15 protein-coding genes are annotated in these 17,099 nt (G+C 38.7%); 7 read left to right on the top strand and 8 right to left on the bottom strand.

Annotated elements, in window-relative coordinates; translation table 11 throughout:
• Nucleotides 1-103: 103 nt before the first annotated feature.
• From CH364_RS00185 to CH364_RS18650, 5 genes are read right to left on the bottom strand one after another with little or no spacing between them, the layout of a single operon-like run.
• Nucleotides 104-940, bottom strand: coding sequence for a metallophosphoesterase (locus CH364_RS00185; RefSeq protein WP_165779463.1), 837 nt, complete (start codon nt 938-940; stop codon nt 104-106).
• Complete coding sequence (locus CH364_RS00190; protein ID WP_100741632.1) at nt 924-1,394, bottom strand: GNAT family N-acetyltransferase; 471 nt, start codon at nt 1,392-1,394, stop codon at nt 924-926. Before CH364_RS00190 ends, CH364_RS00185 begins: the two co-directional genes overlap by 17 nt.
• Before the next feature lie 9 nt (nt 1,395-1,403).
• Nucleotides 1,404-1,967 carry a hypothetical protein gene (locus CH364_RS00195; RefSeq protein WP_100741633.1) on the bottom strand — a complete coding sequence of 188 codons (564 nt, stop codon included), beginning with the start codon at nt 1,965-1,967 and terminating at the stop codon, nt 1,404-1,406.
• Between the two features lie 30 nt (nt 1,968-1,997).
• Entirely contained in the window at nt 1,998-2,444 is a 447-nt protein-coding gene (locus CH364_RS00200; RefSeq protein WP_100741634.1) for a thioredoxin family protein, read from the bottom strand.
• A gap of 31 nt (nt 2,445-2,475) precedes the next feature.
• Complete coding sequence (locus tag CH364_RS18650; RefSeq protein ID WP_002972862.1) at nt 2,476-2,625, bottom strand: hypothetical protein; 150 nt, start codon at nt 2,623-2,625, stop codon at nt 2,476-2,478.
• 116 nt (nt 2,626-2,741) lie between these two features.
• Between CH364_RS18650 and CH364_RS00205 the strand changes: the two genes are divergently transcribed.
• The 6 genes from CH364_RS00205 to CH364_RS00230 all read left to right on the top strand — a co-directional run bounded on the left by CH364_RS00205 (nt 2,742) and on the right by CH364_RS00230 (nt 11,301).
• Nucleotides 2,742-5,426 carry a valine--tRNA ligase gene (locus tag CH364_RS00205; protein ID WP_100741635.1) on the top strand — a complete coding sequence of 895 codons (2,685 nt, stop codon included), beginning with the start codon at nt 2,742-2,744 and terminating at the stop codon, nt 5,424-5,426.
• A complete protein-coding gene (gene purD / locus CH364_RS00210; RefSeq protein WP_100741636.1) occupies nt 5,416-6,693 on the top strand; it encodes a phosphoribosylamine--glycine ligase in 1,278 nt (425 codons plus the stop codon). Before CH364_RS00205 ends, purD begins: the two co-directional genes overlap by 11 nt.
• Nucleotides 6,693-7,532 (top strand): hypothetical protein, encoded by an 840-nt coding sequence (locus CH364_RS00215; protein ID WP_100741637.1) that lies wholly within the window; start codon nt 6,693-6,695, stop codon nt 7,530-7,532. Before purD ends, CH364_RS00215 begins: the two co-directional genes overlap by 1 nt.
• 25 nt (nt 7,533-7,557) lie before the next feature.
• Complete coding sequence (gene prfB, locus CH364_RS00220) at nt 7,558-8,685, top strand: peptide chain release factor 2 (protein WP_100741638.1); 1,128 nt, start codon at nt 7,558-7,560, stop codon at nt 8,683-8,685.
• A 4-nt stretch (nt 8,686-8,689) separates the two neighbouring features.
• Nucleotides 8,690-10,186, top strand: a complete 1,497-nt coding sequence (locus tag CH364_RS00225) for a sigma 54-interacting transcriptional regulator (RefSeq protein WP_100741639.1) — start codon at nt 8,690-8,692, stop codon at nt 10,184-10,186.
• A 62-nt stretch (nt 10,187-10,248) separates the two neighbouring features.
• A complete protein-coding gene (locus CH364_RS00230; protein ID WP_100741640.1) occupies nt 10,249-11,301 on the top strand; it encodes an OmpA family protein in 1,053 nt (350 codons plus the stop codon).
• A gap of 6 nt (nt 11,302-11,307) precedes the next feature.
• Here the strand turns inward: CH364_RS00230 and CH364_RS00235 are convergent, their stop codons facing one another.
• Genes CH364_RS00235 through lepB form a run of 3 tightly spaced genes read right to left on the bottom strand, consistent with a single transcriptional unit; the run spans nt 11,308 to nt 15,635 of the window.
• On the bottom strand, nt 11,308-13,215 hold the full coding sequence (locus CH364_RS00235) for a motility associated factor glycosyltransferase family protein (protein WP_100741641.1): 1,908 nt from the start codon (nt 13,213-13,215) through the stop codon (nt 11,308-11,310).
• Nucleotides 13,216-15,027: a penicillin-binding protein gene (locus CH364_RS00240; protein ID WP_100741642.1), complete on the bottom strand. Its 1,812-nt coding sequence runs from the start codon at nt 15,025-15,027 to the stop codon at nt 13,216-13,218.
• 2 nt (nt 15,028-15,029) lie between these two features.
• Nucleotides 15,030-15,635 carry a signal peptidase I gene (gene lepB / locus CH364_RS00245; RefSeq protein ID WP_100741643.1) on the bottom strand — a complete coding sequence of 202 codons (606 nt, stop codon included), beginning with the start codon at nt 15,633-15,635 and terminating at the stop codon, nt 15,030-15,032.
• Between the two features lie 89 nt (nt 15,636-15,724).
• On the opposite strand from lepB, the gene thrC reads away from it, so the two are divergent.
• Complete coding sequence (thrC, locus tag CH364_RS00250) at nt 15,725-17,071, top strand: threonine synthase (RefSeq protein ID WP_100741644.1); 1,347 nt, start codon at nt 15,725-15,727, stop codon at nt 17,069-17,071.
• Nucleotides 17,072-17,099 lie beyond the last annotated feature (28 nt).

Raw genomic sequence — 17,099 nt, forward strand, 5'->3', positions numbered from 1 at the left:
TTGGATGGAAAACAATTTTGGTGGGCTGGAACTCATCCAGTGAAATGGGGTTTTCCATCATCCTAGGTATGATCGCTTACATATGATTATGCGAACGAAGGGATCAATTCCTGGGTTCATTCTCTTTGTGTCGTAAAATTAGGATGGGCACTTCGGAAGGACAATTGAATCGAATCGGTAAGATCGACCATCCAATCCCAGCAGAAATAAAAACCATTTCATTAAAAATGGAATGTTGAATCCCTAGATCATAGTTTTTGTTTTGAACAGGAAGGATTGGTGAAAGTTGAAGGAAAGGAATCCGAACTTGCCCACCATGGGTATGGCCAGTGATGAAAAGGTCTATGGATTCTGCATGTGTTGTATCTGCTGATTCAGGATTGTGCGCAATCGCAATTCTAAATCGTTTTGGATCAGTGTGTTGGAAGATTTGATCAATCGGAATATGGTCTTCCCAAAAATCACCAAGTCCCCCTAAAATGATTTTCTCATCCCCGCGTTTGATCTCTAAGGTTTGGTTCCGTATGGATTTTTGACTTTCTTCTAATAAACGAAGAGAGAGCAAATGGTTCGCCCAGTGGTCATGATTTCCATTTACAAAAACTTCCCTATCTTTTCCTTTTAGAAGTGGGAGTAATTTCCAAACAGATAAAAGCTCTTCGTCAAAATTTCTTTTTTTTACATAATCACCTAACGCAACAATTAGATCAGGATTTTGGTGATTCGTAGACTCTATGACATACCGAATCCAAAATTCTGGGTTCAGAAATCCATAATGTAAGTCTGATACGACAGCAATTTTATACCCATCGAAACTCTTGGGTATTTTTGTGGATTCAATTTCGTAGACTGGAAAACGAACGTAATATCGTTCCCAAATGAATGAATTTAGAAAGAGGATGAGTAGTAAGTAGAGTAAAAATTTAAATATTTTTTTCAAAGGTATAATTCTTTAATTCAACATCATCTCGTTTGATTAAATTTTCCCTCACTAGTTCAAAACCAAGAGATTCAAAAAAAGGCCTTGCCGTTATGCTCACATGGGAAACGAGTTTCTTTACATCTCTTTCAATGGCATCTTTCTCCAATCGGAGATAGATTTGTTTTGCGATCCCTAATCGTAAGTATGTAGAACTTACATAAAGTAAATCAATACAGTTTTGACGATCCAATGTACCAAAACCAATGATGGATTGGTTAAGCTCTGCTACAATAACCAATTGTTGGTTTATAATTTCTTCCCATCGTTTTCCATCCTTCGATCCAGAAGTCCATTTATTAATTTGTGCTTCCGTATAATCTTTGTTACAAACATTGAGGATGGATTCTGCAAATAGATCTTGTAATTGGAAAAGATCATGTTTGTTTCCGTTACGACACTGAACTTTTTCCATTCAAATTTATTATTTTATTTGATTTCCTTCCAAAAATTCCTTCACTTCTTTTTCCACATTTGATATTTGAATTTTGGTAATCTTTCCCGCTTTTAGTTGGATGAGAGTCAGAGAACCTTTTGTTCTTGGATACGGATCTGCCAATTTTTCTTCTCTCACCAAACGAAGAGTATACGGATAGGATTTCATTTTTGGTAAAGCCACAAACTTTGTGATAAGGCTTGGCATTCTGTGGATATCCGAAATAAGCACAGCTTGTTTTCCTTCCAAATATCCCTTTCCTTCTTTTTCTAAAATAGGATGTATTATTTTACTTGCATCCATGTCAGAAATAAAAATTACCTTTGTCGTTTCCATCGGAATGGGACTTGGTTCTTCCCATTGGTTGGTATAATTGATTTCTGGAAGGGTATTACCAACCACTAGGGTAGGAGTGGTTGGTTCTTCCGCAAAAAGAGATACGTTTAAAATGAGGATGGGAAGAAGGATTAGAACTTGAATGAAATTTTTGAAAACGGAGTGAGATTTAAAGTTCGAAACAAAGTTGTTTTTGAAGATTTGGAATTGGTTCATAAACATACAGGTTGTCTAGGCAACCTTCTCCTACAGACGATATAAATATTCTAAAACTTGTTCTTTTGTCATCTTACTAGCATTAGAGAACTCTCCGCCTTTTGTGGAGGTGAGAATGTTTCCTTCGGGACTTAGGATGACAAGAGCCGGGATTCCATTTTGAATGGGATTTCCTAACTTTTCATTTAGACTTAAATTTTTGTCAAAGCGGCCCACATCGACTTTGAATAGGATAAAATTTTCATCAAGGAGAGTCTTGGGTTCTGGTTCTTTAAAGATCCCATCTAATGCTCTACAGTCGGGACACCAATCAGCGCCAAAAACCACGATGAGTTTCCGGTTCGAGTTTTTTGCCAAAACCAAACTTTCTTCGTAATTGGAAAGTATTATGTCACTTTGTTTGGAGCAGTAGAAAAGTGAGGAGAGAGAAGATACAAAAATCAAGAGAGAGAATAAAATTCGGAATCGGTGTTCCATATAAAAAAGCGGAAGGATTCTTCCGCATATCTTATTTCTTAGCGATTTCTTTTAGGATTTCTTGTCTTTTTTTATCTTTATCGATATGGGAAAGAGACAACCAATCGCGTTTCAATTGTTTTTCTGAAACACCTTTGAAGGTTGCATATTTGCCGAGAATTTTTGCTGTTTTTGCGTTCATGCCAACCAGATTCTTTTGCCTCCCCTTTCTGTCAATGCGAACCTTGGTTGCTGTTTCATCCTTGACCCCTAAACTCTTTACGAAACATAGTAAAGTGCAAGAAATCCAAAGACCCTATGAAATCACAGCTACCTGACCGTTACGATCCCGAATCTGTAGAGCCCAAATGGATAAAAACTTGGGAAGAGAAACAAACCTTTGCCCCTGACTCATCTCGCAAAGAAACATTTTCGATCGTCATCCCTCCGCCAAACGTAACAGGGAATTTACACATTGGACATGCACTCAATCATACCATCCAAGACATCATCATTCGTATCGAACGTAAAAAAGGTAAAAATGTAGTTTGGGTTCCTGGAATGGATCACGCAGGTATCGCCACACAAGTGGTTGTAGAACGTGAGTTAGGAAAAGAAGGAAAGTCTCGAACCGATTTTACTCGTGAAGGATTTATCGAAAAGGTTTGGGAATGGAAAGCACACTCCGGTGGAATGATCGCCAAACAACAACGGTTACTCGGTGAATCAGTTGATTGGTCGCGCGAACGATTTACGTTTGATGAAGGTCTTTCCAAAGCTGTCATCAAAGTATTTCGCAGTTTGTATGATGAGGGATTGATTTACCGTGGTGAACGAATCATCAACTGGTGTCCCGTTACGAAAACCGCCATCTCTGACATTGAAGTCGAGTATAAAGAAAAACAAGGCAAACTTTATCATATCAAATATCCGAAAGCCGAATTTAAAACAAAAGATCCGAAAACGCTGAACAAAGGGGAATACATCGTTGTAGCAACCACAAGACCCGAAACGATGTTTGGTGATGTGGCGGTTTGCGCTCACCCGGATGACGTTCGTTATACGGACTTAAAAGATAAATTTGTATTTTTGCCAATTGCAGGAAAAGAAATCCCTGTATTATTCGATTCCTTTGTAGACAAAGAATTTGGATCGGGGCTTGTGAAAATCACTCCGGCCCATGACATTAATGACTATGAAGCAGGACTTCGTTTGAAACTCACTCCAATCAACATCATGAACTTGGATGGAACACTAAACGAACAAACAGGTAAATACAACGGACTCGACCGGTTTGAAGCACGCAAACGTGTTGTGGAAGAACTCGAATCCAATGGTTATATTGAAAAAATAGAAACTCATATCCATAGTGTAGGTCACAACCAAAGAGGGGGAGCGGTCATCGAACCGTTGTTATCGACTCAGTGGTTTGTAAAAATTGAATCTCTTGCAAAACCTGCCATAGAAGTTGTGAAATCAGGTAAGGTTCAATTCCAGCCCAAGATGTGGGAAAAAACATACTTTGAATGGATGGAAAATATCCGTGATTGGTGTATTTCTCGCCAACTTTGGTGGGGTCATAGAATCCCAGCTTATTATGCACCAAACGGTGAGATGGTGGTCGCTGAATCCGTTGAAGAAGCGGTATCTCTATTTTCTAAAAAAGGAGTGAGTGTCACTAAAGAGACCATCAAACAAGATGAAGACGTTTTGGATACATGGTTCTCATCTGGGCTTTGGCCATTTACGGTTTTTGGCTGGCCTGAAAATTCATCGGAGCTGAAACAATACTATCCTACCTCCATACTCGTAACTGGATTCGATATCATCTTCTTCTGGGTGGCTAGGATGATTATGAACGGTCTCAAATTTATGGGGGATGTTCCTTTCCATAAAGTTCTCATTCACGGCCTCGTTCGTGATAAAGATGGTAAGAAGTTCAGTAAGTCATTAGGTAACGTAGTCGATCCTTTGGATATGATGAGTAAGTACGGAACTGATTCCTTTCGGTTTTTTCTCGCAGCGGTTTTACCCGAAGGAAAGGACATTCTATTCGACGAATCACGGTTAGACGGGTATAGGTCTTTCTGTAATAAAATTTGGAACTCAAGTCGGTTTATTTTTATGAACTTACCGGAAGAGTTCACAACCAAAGAACCAGATATTAATTCTTTAGAAGATACTGACCTTTGGATTTTGAACGAATTTGATCGGATGCTTAGTAAGTATGAAAAAGCTTATTCCGGTTATCTTTTTTTCGAAATGGCAAATGCTGTTTATGATTTTGTTTGGGGATCGTTTTGTGATTGGTATTTGGAATTAACCAAAGCTCGTGTGTATGGAAATGTAACTCCCGAATCACAAGAAAAAGCTCGCTTTGTGCTTGTGAGTGTATTAAAAAAATCACTCGGACTTCTCCATCCGTTTATGCCTTTCATTACAGAAGAAATTCATTCTTTACTGGAGCCGACAGAACTTGCAAAAACAGAATTTCCAAAACCGTATGGAGTTTCTGATTCCGCGCCGGCTGTGGTTCGAATGGAACTCGTGCGTGAGATCATCACAAAGATCCGAAACATGCGAGCAGAACTCGGAGTCAAACCTGAGAAAAAATGTAAGGTCATCATCAAGTGTGGTCATAAAGAATTAAAAGAAATGATGGAAAGAGAAATCAAATCCATCTTACAACTTTCGAAAGCAGAAAGTTTGGAATTTTTAGATTCTTATGAAGCCAAAAACACGGATTCCGTAGGTGCTTTTTCTATCGGAGAAATTTTTCTTCCATTGGAAGGTATTTTTGATTTTGAAAAAGAAAAACAAAGATTGGAAAAAGAGAAAAAACAAATCCAATTGGAAATGGAAAAGTTGGAAAACAAAATCAACAATCCATCGTTCTTAGAAAAAGCAAAACCTGACGTTGTAGAAAAAGAAAGAGAAAAGTATAATACTTGGAAAGAGAAACTAGATAGTACGGTAAGGGCTTTAGAAAAAATTGGATCATAAATTTAAAGTTTTACTCATTGGAAGTGGTGGAAGAGAACATGCGTTAGCGGACGCTATCTCTAAATCAAAATCTTTGGAATCTCTGAAGGTATTTCCTGGGAACGGTGGTTTTTCGAAAGATTTATTATTGGATGTAAAGGATATATCCATCACCGATAAATCCAAATTTTTTGATTATATAAAATCTTCTGGAACAAACCTAGTTGTGGTTGGGCCAGAAGATCCGCTTGTAAACGGACTTTCTGATTGGTGTACCGAGATAGGAATCCCTTGTTTTGGACCTTCGGCTTATTGTGCGCAAGTGGAAGGAAGTAAACATTTTGCCAAAGAAATGATGAAACGGGCCAAAGTTCCAACAGCATCTTTTGCTGTATTTACAGATCATGAATCGGCTTGGAGTTATGCCCAAAAAGAAATGTTACCCTTGGTTGTCAAAGCCGATGGACTTGCTGCTGGAAAGGGTGTCACTGTTGCTTTCGAAATGAAGGAAGTGAAACAAGCGTTAGATGAAATATTTTTAGAATCAAAGTTTGGAGAAAGTGGGAACAAAGTAGTTTTGGAATCCTTTTTGGAAGGGGAAGAAGCCTCACTTTTTGTCATCACAGACGGGGAAAGGTATATGTGCCTTCCTGCAGCCCAAGACCACAAACGTGCTTATGATGGAGACATCGGACCAAACACAGGCGGGATGGGTGCGTATGCACCAGCACCGATTGTTACGGATGTCGTACTTTCTAAGGTAAAGGAACTTGTCATTGAGCCAATGTTAGCTGAATTTAAGTCGGCAGGCCATCCTTACAAAGGACTTCTTTATGTTGGTCTTATGATTACCAAAGAAGGAAATCCAAATGTAGTGGAATTTAACTGTCGGTTTGGAGATCCAGAAACGCAGTGTGTATTACGTTTGTTAGATGAGGATATTTTACCGATTTTTTATGCCTCGGCAGTAGGAAACCTTCCTGAGAGAAATCTAAAATTAAAAGAGGGATCATCGGCAGTTGTCGTACTTGCTGCCAAAGGGTATCCGGATTCTCCACAGAAAGGAATGTCTTTGGAAATTCCACCAAACGAAGGTAATGTGGTAGTTTACCATGCGGGAACCAAACGCCAAGAAAACCAAATTTTGGCAAACGGTGGGCGGATTTTAGGAATCACTTCCTTTGGAAGTTCCTTAAAAGATGCAATTAATGATTGTTATGCGTTTTTAACAAAAATCAAAGCACCGGATACGTTTTATAGAAAAGATATAGGACGGCGCGCGCTCTAATGCCATTTAGTATCTCTGGGAATTTTAAAATTTGTGAACGTGCCAACCTTCGCAATTTTGAAAAACATCTAGGGATCATTTTGTCCGAAAACCAAACCCAACTCCAACAACATTTGATGATTCGCCGTGCATTGCAAAACTTGAGTGGATCTGTAAGTGTTCTTTCGGGACTCAGCCGTCAAGAGTTGTTATCTTTTATTTTTATCCTCACTCAATTTGGTGATATCATTCGTTCGGAAACGCCACCGGAATACCTACAATTAGAATCGATTCCTTATGTGATTGAATGGTCAAAAGGCCATTATATGATACCGATGGAAATTTTAGAACATCTGGCTCATGAAAGGATATTCAAAGACCAAGGGTATTTGTTTGCACTGATTCCTGCTTTATCCATCAAAGAAAAAAAATCTTGGATTCGTTGGATCGGTGTGGATTTTGAAAAGGGTGGCGACCGGGATTTAAACTTTGAAATTTATTCGCAGTGTCGTGTTTTACAAAAACCCTTTCTTGGTAAATCGCTTGTTCAAGAATCTGAGATTCGTTTGGAACAAATTTGGCCAAGAGGCAAAAACGAATACATCGATTGGTTTTATAAGGGACTTTCTACTTTTTATTATTCAATGGAAGAGATGAGCAGAAAAGAAAAAGATCCATTTTTACTTCATGTTATTGAACTCATTAAATCAGGTAAATTCATTCTCAAACGTTTACCCGATACATACGGAAAAGAATCAAGTTATTCTCTTGTAGGAACTGTGGAAGGAAACACTCCACAACTGAGAGAAACCATATTCCAATGGGAAGTGGAACGACTTCGTAAAGATTCTTTATTTTAAAACTTCCACTTCGGATTTACGCATTATGGATAGATCACTAAAAGAATTAAAAAAACAAACATCAGAAATGATTGAGACTTTCCAAACGTATTGGACGGCACAAAATTTCCAAGAAGACTACGACCGTTTATCCTCACTCATTGAAAAAGCAAACGATCCAAAAATATGGGATTCTCCTGACCAAGCAAAAACAGTCACGCAAAAACGAAACGAGTTACAATTAAAATTAGATCCTTGGTTGGATTTAAAAAAGGAACTTCTCGATTTTCCTGATTTGATAGAACTCACTTCGGAAGAAATGGGGGAGACTGGCTTAAAATCTTTAAACGATGATTTTGATCGTATGTTTGAAGCTTTTGAAAACTTACAAATGTTAGATGCTCTTGCTGGTAAAGATGATGGCAAGGCAGCTTTTATCAATATCCATCCAGGGGCTGGTGGAACGGAATCCCAAGACTGGGCCGATATGTTACTGCGAATGTACACAAGATTTTGTGAACAAAAAGGATATCGTGCGGAACTTGTGGATTACCAACCGGGGGAAACGGCAGGAATCAAAAATGCCACGCTTTACATCCAAGGGGATCATCCTTTTGGTTATTTAAAATGTGAATCGGGTGTACATCGTTTGGTTCGTATTTCCCCTTTTGATTCTAACAAAAGAAGACATACTTCCTTTGCCTCCGTCTATGTAACACCGGAAGTTGATGATGACATCCAAGTGAACATCGAAGAAAAAGACCTTCGTGTGGATGTCTATCGTTCCTCGGGTGCTGGGGGACAGCACGTAAACACTACCGACTCTGCTGTCCGAATCACACACATTCCTACAGGTGTCGTGGTCTCATGCCAGATGGAAAGATCCCAAATCAAAAATCGTGACACGGCAATGAAAATGCTCCGTGCTCGTTTGTATGAAATGGAAAAACAAAAAGCGGAAGAAGAAAACGCAAAAAAAGCGGGTGAAAAACGTGATATTTCTTGGGGATCACAAATTCGAAGTTATGTGTTTCACCCTTACAATTTGGTAAAAGACCACAGGACGGATTTTGAAACAGGAAACGTTCATGCTGTGATGGATGGAGACTTGGAAGATTTTATTATTGCTTACTTAAAATACCTGACAAACCAAAAGGCAAACGCGAAAGTATAATCAAATGTCTGTAAAACAGGATATTTCCGGTACTTTAAGGAAAATCCAAAAAGAAATTCAACAACTTCCGAATATTACGGATCGATTGAATTTCATTTTGGATATGACTCTGACTTTGTTTGGAGCCTCCACCGGTAGTATATCCATTATGGACCAGGAAGAAAAAGTCCTTACGATTGTTGCGGCAAAAGGGATGGATTGGGAGAAAAAAATCGCCGCCAAACTTCCATTTAACTTAGGTGTGACTGGGCGTGCTGCCTCCACCAGAGAAATCATTTATGTTCCCGATGTAACTTTAGATAAAGACTATGTAAAACTCATCGAAACGGTTCGTTCCGAACTTGCCATTCCTCTGTTAACGAGAGATTCTACTGTTGGAGTTTTAAACTTAGAATCGGATAAGGTAAATTTTTTCTCATCCGATATCATTAACCAAGCAACTTTATTTGCTTCTCAATTAACGATTGTTATCCTTGAAGAGCGTATTGCCAAAGAAGCATTTGAAAAATCCAAACGAGAAGAAGATCCTGTTGAAGAAATTCTTGGATATGATCCGAGTATATTATTCCTAAAACATAGAATTCGTCAAGTAGGCCCTTCTGATACCTCAGTGATGATCATTGGAGAAGAGGGAGCTGGTAAAAAACTCATTGCTAAAGCATTACATTATATTTCCCAAAGAAAGAATGGCCCATTTCTTTCAGTAGATTGTTCGGGACTTAGTTATGAATTATTAGAAGCAGAACTCTTTGGTGGCCAAAGCGGAAAAATATTCAATCCAGGAAAATTGGAACAAGCCAACGGCGGATCTTTATACATTGAGTCCATTGGAGATTTACCTACCAATTTACAAACTAGGCTCTTTCAAACTTTAAGAGATAAAACGATGCCAAGTCCTTCTGCCAAAAAGAAGGACGAAGTTTTAAACATTCGGATCTTTACAGGTAGCAAAAGAGATTTATTAGAAGATATCCAAAAAGAAACTTTTTCTATGGACTTGTATTACCGCCTAGCAGAAGTTCCTTTAAGGGTGCCTCCACTAAGAGAAAGAAGAGGAGATGTTCCTCTTCTTGCACATCATTTTTTATACCAATACAATAAACAGTATGGAAGGAACAAAACGTTCTCAACAGATGCGTTAAAGGCACTTACAGGAATGCCTTGGAGTGGGAATGTAAGGCAATTACAAAGTGTCATTCAATATGCAGTCCTTGTACCACCGGAAACAGTTTTGGAACCACATTCATTTCTACAAGATGGCAAACGTGAATCTGAGGTTCCTACGAAGGTTCAGAGTTTTGGTGTGGGTACAGAAATCCTTTCTCCCTCTGAAAATTTATCTCTTAATATTGCCATCGAAAGATTGGAGGCAATTTGGATTAAAGAGGCATTCCAACGAGTCTCCACGCAGGAAGAGGCTGCTAAACTTCTAGGAATTAGTCGTGGTTCCTTGCAATATAAGATCAAAAATAACCAATTTCTGGACGGATTCAACACTTAAACTCCAGAAAAGAATGGATAGATTGACCTTACCTGTCGATATGATTACTAAGGAGCTTTCACGTGGCAGATAGTTATTACCGTACCATCAGTGGTAAACAATATGATAATGAATTGTTAGAAATTGCAGAAAAAGCCACCAAACGTAGCAAAGCTCCTATTGGCAAAAACGTTGCTAAAACATTATTTGATGCCATAAAAGATGGCGGTGATTACACAGATGTGGAAAAACGCACTGTAAAGTACATTCGCGACCAGTTTAAATTTTCTCCTGAAGCTGACGAATACCTTCGTTCTGAAATTCGTAAGTGGGCAGCAAAAATCTCCGTTCCAGCTGCAAAGAAAAAATCTTCGGCTAAATCATCCGCAAAAAAAGAAACTACTACAAGACGAAGTTCCGCTCGTGCTGTTAAAGCTTCCGATGAAGGATTCACTCCTTATACTGAAAGTTATGAATTTGGGGAGACATCGCATGATGAGGTGGCTCCTACTCCTGAATACAATGAACTCGTTGCTTTGAATAAATTTCAAATCACACCAAAACAAAATCGAATTGGAAGAATTATTTTACTCAGTTTGATATTTGTATTTTTTATAGTTCTCATCATTTTTGGAATCCGAAGTTGCAATCGTAGTTCAAAATCCTCAGATAACATAAACCAAGAATCAAATGTTTCTTCGGAATCAACAGGAACACGATCTTTGGAACGAGTGGAATTATCCCAAGGTAAGATATCTAACCGATTTGAATCCAGAGCTTCGGCCATTCGTTATATCAATGATTTACAAATTCGTTTTATCAAACAAAGTATGCAAACAGAAGATAGTGCGAGTGATAAAATTGCCACTCTGGCAGAAGCACTAAAGGCTTATCCTGGAGTTCGCATTCGAATCAAAGGACATACATGTTTTATTGGTGAAATGGATGAAAACAAAATTTTATCCGATGAACGTGCAAAATTTATCTTTGATGAATTAGTAAAAAATGGTGTCAGTGTGACACAGCTCGACTATCGCGGATTTGGTGAAACAGCAGAAATTGAATCTAATTCTACGGAAGCTGGTCGAATCAAAAATAGACGGGTAGATTTTACTGTTTTATCTGTTAACGAATAGTTACATTCATTGCAACAGACGATAGAGTGATTTGGTGAGCATCCGTTTGGTGGACTGAACGGATGTATACAAACCTTCATACAACAACAAAGATTTTTTTGCCACAGCTAGCCTCGGATCTTCTTTTTCTTCCAAAGTTAGGTTGTCATCATAACCTTCCGTGATGGTTAAAATCACCCTTTGGATTCCTAAACTTAATATTTCGTTCAAACCCTTTTTGTTAGACACTTGTTCATCAATTGCATCCATTTGTTTGATATCTTCGGAAAAAGTTTTGGGATTGATTTGGTTTCGTTTGATTTGGTTGTAAATCCTCTCTGAAACTGTGAGTCCTCGTTTGACAGTGGATACAAAATCTAATAAACTTTCTGTTGTGGATTTAATTTCTGAAACCAATTGTTTTTGATCGAAAAAGGGATCTTCTTTTTTCAGCTGAGATTGGATTTGACTGCGAACGGATTGTACTAAATTAGTTTGGATTTTTATTTCGTTTTCATCACTCGCAAACTCCTTTTCAAAATGGGAATGAGGAATTCCTTCTAATTTGGTACCAAACTTGGTGAGGTTGGTCCAAGGATTTTCTTTGGCATGGTCTTCAAACCATTTTTTAAAGATTAACATCTTCTCATTGGTGATATATGTTTCCCCTAAGTTTCCTGTTACTTTTTTTTGGGGTAAAGCAAACAGCTGTTTGTAGTTATGTTTTTCTCGGCGAAACTTTCTAGATTCTAAATAGTTCAATCGTTCTTCGAGTACGGCCCCCTTGGAATGTGCAAGACCTTTCGTAAAACTCAAGTCCTGACCCACTAAAAAAACAGACTGGGCACCCATAAGAGTGGCAAGACTTGCGGTATTGGTGGAAACGGAACCTCCAAAAGGAACAGATCCAATTTCACTGGGGCCAGTTCTTTCCAGTAGTCCAATCAAAGGAAAAGGAGAAGAAGTCACAAAACCCTTGTTTGGTCCTTTGTCTAATCGCAAACTTAAATAAGTGGATGTGGGGTCAAAAATAAGAATCCCATCTCCAACATAATCTTCGAGGTATTGGCTGTTTAAGGCTTGCGGGTCTACAGAAAAAATCAAATCAGGATCAACACCAAAAGAGGTGAGGATGGGAAGGGCTGTGTCCACTGCTAGAAGCAGAAATTGGTTTCTGTATTTTTTTAAATCAGGTATGGATTCGGATAGGCTTGGACCTGCCCCGCAAACCACAATAGAGATCCCTTCTGCAATTCCAAATAGATCGGAAACAGGACGATACTTAGATAATTCAGGAAGGTTGTAACAAATATTTTTGGCCCAGATTTTTTCAAACCGAGTGAGTGTGGCAAGGTTCACATCTTTTTTGTGAAACATCTGTTCGGCGGTATGGCGAAGTTTTAAATAATCGGATTCTCTCCATTGCCAAGAGCCGCGGTGAGGAACAAAACTAATAGGATGAGTGCCCTTTCCTTTGACAGCTTCAGAGAGTTGGTCTTCCATTCCTTGACCTGTGATGAGGATTAGTTTTCCCTCTAACAGTGCTTTGGAAAAATCAAAAATTTGGAATGCTTCCTTAATGAAAAACGCATGAGGTTCCATCCAAATGATGGTTACTTTTTCTCTTTCTATCAGGTAAGGAATGATATATCCAAGACCAGCACCAAACAATAGATAAATGCGTTCGCTGCCGTCATGGGGAAGTTCGGTGGCAAATCGTTCTGCTTCTTTTTTGGGATCAAACCGACTATGAATCCAAACTCCATCTAATTCTAATGTAGGATCTCCTGTTTTAGATTTTGTTAGTTGGTAAGTATAATTTGATTCGGAATCTAATGAATTCGTAGTCTCGGATGGATTTCCTAAATTTAGAATTACTTCTGCTAATGGAGATGGTATAGCCGCTAGATTTTTTTCCAAATTCGAATGGTTCACTTATGGTTCCAAAATAATTTTGATCGTAGTATTGGGTGAAAGTGGAGATCCTGCTTTTGGTTCTTGTGATTTGACAAAGCCTGATCCTTCGATTTTAAATTCTTGTTGTAGTTGTTTTACAATTTGAATGGTTTCTGATGCTGTAAATCCAGTTAGATCAGGCATCACATTGGTATTCAGTTTATAGATTTTATTTCTTTCGCCTTTTAAGCGGTAAACCAGGGCCTTCTCACTTTTTTCCACAATCGGAATAATACTTTCCACCACCTCACGAAAGACAGGTGCTGCAATCCCACCACCTGTATGGGCCTCTCCCCCTGGTTCATCAAAAACAATGAGACCCACATACTTGGGTTTTTCTGCGGGAAAAAATCCAAGAAAACTCGCGGTAAAAAGACCGGCTTGGTATCCCGCTCCTGCTTTTGCTTTTTGTGAAGTTCCCGTTTTTCCCGCAATAAAGTAGTTTTCTAAATAGGCTTTTTTCCCTGTTCCTTGGGAGACAGCTTTGCCCATTGCGTTTAGAGTTTTTTTAGCAGCTCCCTCTTTGATTCCGAGAAGTTCATTTTTAATCGAAAACTCATGCACTAGTTCCCCATAAGAATTGGTAATTTGTGAGACAACTGATGGTTCAAATAATATTCCGCCATTCACAACTGCTGCAGCGGCAGTGATGAGTTGGATTGGTGTGACAGAAAGTCCTTGTCCAATGGATAAAAAGTAAGGTGTACTTTTGTTCCATTTGTTTAAAGGAGGTAAATATCCTTTGGCTTCATGAATTGAAAAATTGGTTCGTTTTCCAAACTTAAATTTTTCCATATAACTATAGTAAGTTGCTTCATCAATTTTTTGTGCTGCTTTGATGATACCTACGTTACAAGAGTATTGTAAAATTTCATCCAAATTCACATAACCATGATTGTCTGTACAACGAATGGTGGTTTTTCCAATTTCAATATATCCAGGACAATGGAACCTTTCATTGGTGAGGATTTTTCCTTCATTCAGTAACATAAGGGCAATGAAAATTTTCATTGTAGATCCCGGTTCATACACATGACGAATGGACCAATTTGAATGGGATTCCAAAGGAAAATCCTGGAAATGATTGGGATCAAAATTAGGATAGGAAGCCATTGCCAAAATTTTTCCTGTTTCCGTATCCATAATCATACCAATCCCACGTTTGGAAGCAGTTTGTAGGAAAGCTTTTTGTAACGATTTTTCTAGTCTGTATTGAATGATGCTATCTATTGTTAGGTGGATATTGTTTCCTTTGCTGGACTCTGCATCGGGAGTCGATAATAATTCTAAATTGAATAACATCTCAAGGCCTGAGAGTGCTTTGTCGTCATCGTAACCAGTAAATCCAAGTAAACTTGCAGCCAAACTTCCTTGTGGATAAATTCGTTTGTATTCTTTTTCCACACGAACACCAGGAAGTGACAAAGCTTTAATTTTTTCTGCTTTAGAAAGTTCAATTTCCCTTTTTAATAAAAAGTAATTTTGTTTTTCTCGTATGGTTTCGATGAGTTTATTTGGAGGAATTCCAAGAATAGGACCTAACTCTTGTGCAGTGAGTTCTGGATCATAAATATTTGTGGGATCAATTCCTACCGTTGCCGATTCACGAGAAATCGCAAGTTCAATCCCACGTCTATCATAGATAGTTCCTCGTTGTACATACTTACTCGACTTTAGATTGATAATATTATCATTAAAATAGGTGAGATAAATTACTCTAAAAAGTAATATTCCAAAAAGGAAGAGTATAAAAAGAATAATATACTTAAAACGTTGTTTGTATTCAGTCATTGTTAGAAATAAAAGATAACTTTGCCTTTGATTTTTTCAACAGGTACAAGTCCAAACGAACGTGAGTCCGTTGAATATTGTCTGTTGTCACCTAGGAGAAGATAATAACCTGGAGGGATCCTTCCTTGTTTGTCCATTGCAAGAAAAGGAGAGTTGTGACGATTCAGAAATATGGAAGTACTTGGTTCGCTTGTGTAGGTTCCTTGGGGAAGATAATTTTCCAATAACTCCGTGGAATCGATCAATACCCGTCCAGATTCGATGGAATAAAATTCCCCTGGTAAACCTATCACTCGTTTGACGACTAATTCATCTTCTTGGCTTACAAATAAAACCAAATCTAGTTTTTCAATTTTTGGATCTGTATAAAGTAGGGGAGTTCCAAAGAATTTTGCGGAAATGGCAAATCCACCTTTCCAAACAAAAACCACCGACCCATGTTCTAGGGTTGGATACATGGAATTCCCTTGGATGGAATAAATTTGGAATAAAAAAATGCGGACAAATAGGAGGAAACAGAGAAATAAAAACAGCAAAAGGCTACGTCGAGTGTAACGTTTGAATTTGAACCACCACCGGGAGACTTTAGTTTCTGTTTCCATATCCATCAAAAAACGATAAAAATCATTCGTGCATTTTTCCCCTTTCTCCAGAATGGAAAAGGAACTTTCCGTAAATCTGAAGCCTAGAGAAGTCTATGTCACTTACAAAATATCAATTCCGAGCACAGTTTCGTTGTACCAATGAATCTTGTGGCAAAACCTATCCCCTCCACCAAGTGATTTATTCCTGCGAAGCTTGCGGGGAACTTTTGAATGTCGAACATGATGTAGACAGTCTCAAACAAGTTTCGGCATCCGATTGGAAATCAGAATTTGAATCTCGGTTCCGTTCTAGCCAATTTCCAAATGCTTCTGGGGTTTGGGGGAAAAAGGAATGGGTCCTTCCAGGAATTCAGGATGAAAATATTGTTACCTCAGGGGAAGGAACCACCCATTTGTATGACGCTTCTCGTTTTGCTAAAGATTTGGGACTGGCGAGCCTTCATGTTAAACAATGTGGGGTATCGCATACCGGCTCTTTTAAAGATTTAGGAATGACGGTATTAGTGAGCCAGGTCAAACAGATGATTGCCGATGGAGTTCCCATCCAAGCGGTTGCTTGTGCATCCACTGGGGATACCTCTGCGGCTCTTGCATCTTATGCTGCCAAAGCAGGAATTCCTTCTATTATTTTATTACCAGCTAACAAAGTATCGACGGCTCAACTCATACAACCAGTGTCCAATGGAGCTCTTGTTTTGGCTCTGGAAACAGATTTTGATGGTTGTATGGCTGTGGTGAAAGAGCTCACCAAAGAAAAATCCATATATCTTGCAAACTCAATGAATTCCCTTCGTATTGAAGGGCAAAAAACCATTTCCATTGAAATCACACAACAGTTAGGTTGGAAAGTTCCCGATTGGATTGTGATCCCTGGGGGAAATTTAGGGAATGTTTCAGCCCTTGGAATGGGATTTGAACTGATGTTGGAACTTGGACTCATTAACAAACTTCCAAGGATCATTTTGGCACAGGCAAAAAATGCAAGTCCTCTCTATCAATCGTTTAAGAAAGGTTTTGCGGACTTTTCTCCTGTGACTGCAGAAAAAACTTTAGCATCAGCGATCCAAATTGGTGATCCTGTTTCTGTTAAAAAGGCAATTCGTGTTTTAAAGAAATTCAATGGAATTGTGGAAGTTGCCACAGAAGAAGAGTTGGCCAATGCTGCGGCTCGTGGTGATTTGTATGGACTTTACAATGATCCGCATACTGGTGTGGCTCTTGCGGCACTTTTGAAATCTGTAGAATCAGGTGTGGTTGGGAAAGGTGAGTCCGTGGTTGTGATCTCCACTGCGAATGGACTCAAGTTCACTGAATTCAAACTTGCCTTTCATGAAGGGAAAATCCCTAACATTGATGAGAAATTGAAGAACCGCATCCAACCTTGCAAACCAAACTTAAGTGGAGTGATGGAAATCCTAGGTAAACAACTGAAGAAATGATAATTCGCTAGACAAATCCCCTACATGG

It is taken from the genome of Leptospira harrisiae, from assembly GCF_002811945.1.
GTDB lineage: Bacteria > Spirochaetota > Leptospiria > Leptospirales > Leptospiraceae > Leptospira_A > Leptospira_A harrisiae.

Coding starts and splice junctions, on each gene's coding strand:
- CH364_RS00200 (WP_100741634.1), bottom strand. CDS start 2,444: ATGGAACACCGATTCCGAATTTTATTCTCTCTCTTGATTTTTGTATCT.
- CH364_RS18650 (WP_002972862.1), bottom strand. CDS start 2,625: ATGAACGCAAAAACAGCAAAAATTCTCGGCAAATATGCAACCTTCAAA.
- lepB (WP_100741643.1), bottom strand. CDS start 15,635: ATGGATATGGAAACAGAAACTAAAGTCTCCCGGTGGTGGTTCAAATTC.
- prfB (WP_100741638.1), top strand. CDS start 7,558: ATGGATAGATCACTAAAAGAATTAAAAAAACAAACATCAGAAATGATT.
- CH364_RS00215 (WP_100741637.1), top strand. CDS start 6,693: ATGCCATTTAGTATCTCTGGGAATTTTAAAATTTGTGAACGTGCCAAC.
- CH364_RS00240 (WP_100741642.1), bottom strand. CDS start 15,027: ATGACTGAATACAAACAACGTTTTAAGTATATTATTCTTTTTATACTC.
- thrC (WP_100741644.1), top strand. CDS start 15,725: ATGTCACTTACAAAATATCAATTCCGAGCACAGTTTCGTTGTACCAAT.
- CH364_RS00195 (WP_100741633.1), bottom strand. CDS start 1,967: ATGAACCAATTCCAAATCTTCAAAAACAACTTTGTTTCGAACTTTAAA.
- CH364_RS00225 (WP_100741639.1), top strand. CDS start 8,690: ATGTCTGTAAAACAGGATATTTCCGGTACTTTAAGGAAAATCCAAAAA.
- CH364_RS00190 (WP_100741632.1), bottom strand. CDS start 1,394: ATGGAAAAAGTTCAGTGTCGTAACGGAAACAAACATGATCTTTTCCAA.
- CH364_RS00205 (WP_100741635.1), top strand. CDS start 2,742: ATGAAATCACAGCTACCTGACCGTTACGATCCCGAATCTGTAGAGCCC.